The sequence below is a fragment of the Methanospirillum sp. genome (assembly GCF_028679455.1).
Lineage (GTDB): Archaea > Halobacteriota > Methanomicrobia > Methanomicrobiales > Methanospirillaceae > Methanospirillum.
Genome location: NZ_JAJRBM010000374.1, coordinates 1 through 4,920, shown reverse-complemented (window position 1 = coordinate 4,920; position 4,920 = coordinate 1). Strand labels below are relative to the sequence as shown.

Annotated in this window: 3 protein-coding genes and 1 pseudogene; all 4 read right to left on the bottom strand. The window is 49.4% G+C overall.

The features are described 5' to 3' along the window. Positions 1-292 precede the first annotated feature (292 nt). A complete protein-coding gene (locus LUQ50_RS12635) occupies positions 293-1,534 on the bottom strand; it encodes a Coenzyme F420 hydrogenase/dehydrogenase, beta subunit C-terminal domain (protein WP_300040197.1) in 1,242 nt (413 codons plus the stop codon). A 2-nt stretch (positions 1,535-1,536) separates the two neighbouring features. Continuing rightward, positions 1,537-3,603: a formate dehydrogenase subunit alpha gene (gene fdhF / locus LUQ50_RS12630; protein WP_300040196.1), complete on the bottom strand. Its 2,067-nt coding sequence runs from the start codon at positions 3,601-3,603 to the stop codon at positions 1,537-1,539. 307 nt (positions 3,604-3,910) lie between these two features. After that, on the bottom strand, positions 3,911-4,675 hold the full coding sequence (locus LUQ50_RS12625) for a formylmethanofuran dehydrogenase subunit C (protein WP_367279012.1): 765 nt from the start codon (positions 4,673-4,675) through the stop codon (positions 3,911-3,913). A 9-nt stretch (positions 4,676-4,684) separates the two neighbouring features. Beyond that, positions 4,685-4,920 (bottom strand): annotated as a pseudogene (locus LUQ50_RS16010) (formylmethanofuran dehydrogenase subunit C); the annotation flags it as partial.

Below are 4,920 nucleotides of genomic sequence, written 5' to 3'. Positions count from 1 at the left end.
CCAAGACCATAGGTAATACATGCAGATATCAGACAGAATCCGGTTAGTACCGATTGAAGGTCCATGTAAAACCCAGAAAATTATCCACGGGTATCAGTATAACATAGATGGTATCGAAGGGGATAATTTATAATGGCATAATTATTTTATCAATAAAATATATCAAGATACCTAACCATAAGAACCAGCTGAATTTTCGAGGAATGTCAGAAGAAGAACCTATTTAGATATCCCCAAGGCTGGTACGGGGGATTCCCCTGAAACCAGAGAAATCGCCCTTATAAAAAAGGGATTATTCTTCGAAAATATTGGTATAGATCGAGTCTGTGCCTGTCGCATCAAGTCGTGCCCGCTCTGTCTTCTCTTCTGCTAGTGCATGAATTGGCGGAGTCATATCAAGACCCGGAGTGTGGTTGAACATCTTCTCGATCTCAACCTGCTGGGCATGCATGAAGAGAGCATTTCTGATATCCATAGCACAGAGTTCTTCACACTGACCACAGTTGATACAGGAGTCGGACACATGGGCGAACCGAATCAGGTGGAACATGAGACCTGGTGGCAACTGTCCCGGGGTGACGAACCATGGTTTCTTGGTTGAACACTCCACACAATAACAGATCGGGCAGTTGTCCACACAGGCAAAACACTTGATACACCGGGAACTCTCGTCCATGATGGTCTTCAGACGTTCTTTCCCGGCACCAAGTGCAGCAAAGTCTTTCTTGCGCCAGTCATCACCGAGCTTGAGCATTGCCTTCTCAACCTTGCCCCTAATCTCGATACCTTTCGGGTCCGGGGTTGCGGTCTCGATTGCACCTTTGGACGCTGCAGCAGATACGAGGTTTGCACCCTTCTCTGAGCAGACTTCGATAAAGGTGGCCTTTCCGGCCTTGTCTCCGATGACTCCCCAGTTTCCGCATGCAAGATCTGCACCACGGGGCACTTTCATCTTGCAGCGGCGGCAGTTGGACCGGCGACCGTATCCTTCTTCTTCAAGTTCGTCGATCTTTATGCCTTTGTGTCCGCCTTCATACTCGATGATGAACTGACCCTTGTCGATCTCTTCCTTGTGCACGACGTTCGGATCTACCTCGAACTTCTCTGATATCATCTTCCTGGCTGCAACCGGGCTGACAGATCCTCCACAGTTGACCCCAATCATAATGACGTTGTCAAGGTTGATCTGGTTCCGCTTGGCCAGTTCATAGAATGCCATAACATCACAGCCCTTGCAGGTGACTGCGATCTTCATGTTCTTGACGCCGTCAAGGTATTTCTTGAGGATCTTTGGCATCAGCAGGGTTCCGCAGTGCAGGGAACCTGCAGTTGATGCTATCTCTGCCGGATCGGTGATGAATGCAGGAACTGCATCATAGATGTCCTGTCCTCTCCTGACTGCGAGGACCGCATCAACGATCTTGGATTCAAGTGCATGTTTCAATAGTGCCGTGACCGCTCCACCGCACTCTCCCTTCTTCAGGATCTCTGCATCTTTTGCCCATGCATAGACCATATCGCCTTTTGCTACCATCTTCAGGCCTCCTGGATCTTCTCAACTTTCACAGCACAGGCTTTTGACTCCGGGATCTTGGCGATGGGGTCAAGAGCATTGATGGTCAGCATGTTTGCTGCACATTCCACGAAGTGGAACGGTATGAACATGACGCCTTTCTTGATGGTATCAGTGACACGAGCGGTGATCTGGATCTCGCCACGGCGGCTGATTGCCTTGATCATCTCACCGTTCTTGATACCGAGAGCCTTTGCATCCTCAGGGTTGATCTCAACCCATCCGGTTGGTTCTTCGCGTTCGAGGTTCTCCGATCTCCGGGTCATGGTTCCAGTGTGCCAGTGCCAGATACAGCGTCCGGTGGTAAGCAGGAACGGATATTCTGCATCAGGGCGCTCGGTCTGATATTTGAACGAAATACCGGTCATCAGACCCTTTCCATCAGGCATCCCGAACTTCTCGCCATGGAGAATCGGGGTTCCGGGGTGTTCCTTGGTCGGGCATGGCCAGTGGAGTGCTTCAGGTCTGCTCAGACGCTCGTAGTTCATCCCTGCGTAGGACGGAGTGAGTGATGCCATCTCGGTGAAGATCTCTTCGGCCGATTTCCAGGCAAACTGCTTCTCGTATCCCATTGCCTTGGCAATGTCGGCGATAATCTGCCAGTCTAACCGTGCTTCGCCTGGTGGGTCCTGGGCCTTTCTCCACATCTGAACACGACGTTCGGTTGAGGTCTGCGTTCCGTCTTTTTCAGCGAAACAGGTTGCCGGGAGGACGACATCTGCGAGCACACTGGTCTCATTCATGAAAATATCCTGGCAGACCAGGAAGTCGAGGGACTTGAGTGCATGTTCAACGTGAGTGAGGTCAGGGTCAGAGATCATCGGGTTTTCACCCATGATATACATACATTTCAGTTCACCGGGCTTGTCGGTGAGGACATCCATCATGACGGTAACTTCGTACCCGTTCTTACCCTCTGCAATACCGTCAGGGAATCCCCATGCATCTTCGAACTTCTTGTGTGCTGCAGGATCGATGACTTTCTGGTATGCGGTGAACACGACCGGAAGGGCTCCCATATCACAGGCTCCCTGCACGTTATTCTGTCCACGCAGAGCGTTCACACCGGTTCCCGGGCGTCCGAGGTTTCCGGTAAGCATCTGGATATTTCCACAGGACTTGACATTGTCAACTCCGGTGGTGTGCTGGGTGATACCCATCGAGTACAGGATGGCAGTTGCGCCAGACTTTGCAAACCATTCAGCAGCAGTCTTTAGATCCTCGACCGGAACACCGGTAACGGTTGAGACATTTTCTGGTTTGTAGTCATCCTTCATGACCTCTTTCTTCAGGTCATCAAAGCCATTGCAGCGTTTCTCGATGAATTCCTTGTTTTCCCAGCCGTTTTCGATGATTATGTGCATCAGACCATTCAGGAGACAGACATCAGTTCCTGAATAGAACTGCAGGAAGAGATCAGCCTGTTTTCCGGTCGGGGTCTTCCGGGGGTCTACATAGATGACCTTGGCACCGTTTGCCTTTGCCGTCATGATCTTGCGACCGATGAGCGGGTGATTCTCAAAGGTGTTGGAACCAATGACAAAAACACACTTTGCCTGGGCGATATCGAGAATGGAATTGGTCATTGCACCGGAGCCAAAAATATTTGCAAGACCTGCTACCGTGGATGCATGACAGAGACGGGCACAGTGATCGATATGCCGGGTTTTGAAGACACCACGGGCGAACTTCATCATCGCGTAGTTATCTTCGTTTGAGACACGGGCTGAGGAAAGAACAGCACACTCATCGGGCTTGAATGTCTTGAACTTTTCAGCGATGAGTTTGAGTGCCTCATCCCAGGTGGCCTCTACAAACTTTCCGTCCTTCTTAATCAGGGGTGTGGTGAGTCGATCAGGGGAATTGATGAACTCGTGGGAATACAGTCCCTTCGGGCAGACCTTCCCTTCGTTCACCGGTGAACGCTGGTACGGTGCAGTCCCAACGACTTTTCCGTCCTTAACCACAAGGTTGAACGAACAGCCGGTACCGCAGTACGGACATGTTGTCTGAACATACTTAAATTCCATTAACGATTCCTCGGTGATATTCAGGTCAATATGTGGCAATATAAGTCTTGTGAATTTTTCCTGGTTTTTGATGATTAGCGGTGGGACATCGGAAGTGAGAGGATCAGATTACTCTCTTTCAACAAACCTGGAGTAAAATAAAATACCTGATCAATCCAGAATGGTGAACAGAATGAGTTGTATTGAAACAGAGAATATCAAGGTAAAAGCGCAGGTAGAACCCCACTGATTTTCACATGCTTAGATACAGGATCTCCATGAGAGATTCTACCCTGTTTCATACATTCCAAAAAAAAGAGGGACGAGATTATCTTTTCAGAGAATCGATGAGTCGGGAAACCTGCATCGGCTTGAGATCGACCCCGAAGTTCTCAAAGATATATGCCCTGACAGTCTGAAGGCTTGAATCCTTCAGAGTCGGATATACCTCTTTCATTTGGGCAGTCTGTTTATCAGTCAGTTTTGAGCGACGTTCCAACGTTGTTGATGGTTTTGATTTCTCAACAACTGCTGCACCGGTTGAGACATAGATCTTCCCATAGATGATCTCTCCTTTCCGCTTACCATGACGCTCTCCTAGGTCACCAAGATAAACCTGGAAGTTAGTCTTCTTCCCGTCAATCTCAACATCCTCATCATGATCATATTTGAATGAGGGCATCATCCGCTCAATACCGCCAAGGTAGATCTCTCCCTTGACCATCTGACCACCTACACGACCTTTTGCGATACCTTTGACGATGATTTTTCCGCCATCAGCATGGGTTGCAAGGTGAACATCAGCATTGCCGCCGATCTCAATGGTCCCACCGTTCATGTTGGATCCAACATCAGAACCGACATTGCCTTTCACCACGATCTTACCACCCTGCATGCCACGCCAGTCCCCACGGTAGGCTGCACCGATGTAGTTCCTGGCATTTCCTTCGATGATAAGTTCGCCGCCGGTCATGGCGATACCAGCAAAGGAGTCTACATTCCCCTTGACAACTAGTTTTCCGCCTGCCATCCAGGCACCGACATACATGTCTGCATTGCCCAGGATTTCGACCTCTCCGGCAGTCATCTTCATACCGATGTACTAAACCTTCGAGAGATCCCCGGCGATAACAATCTTAGTATCAGCAGCGGTTTCCCCTGATTTTCCATCGATGGTGAAGAAGTCACCGAGTTTGTTCGTCTGGTTGCCCATGTGGACGTGTAATTCGCCAATCTCCTGATTGCTCTTTCCTGCAAACACGTCTGGGCAGATATGCTCTACCTCAAGGAAGAGTTCGGGCACTTTGGTAAGGGTGAGTTTTATAGTATCCATTTTTT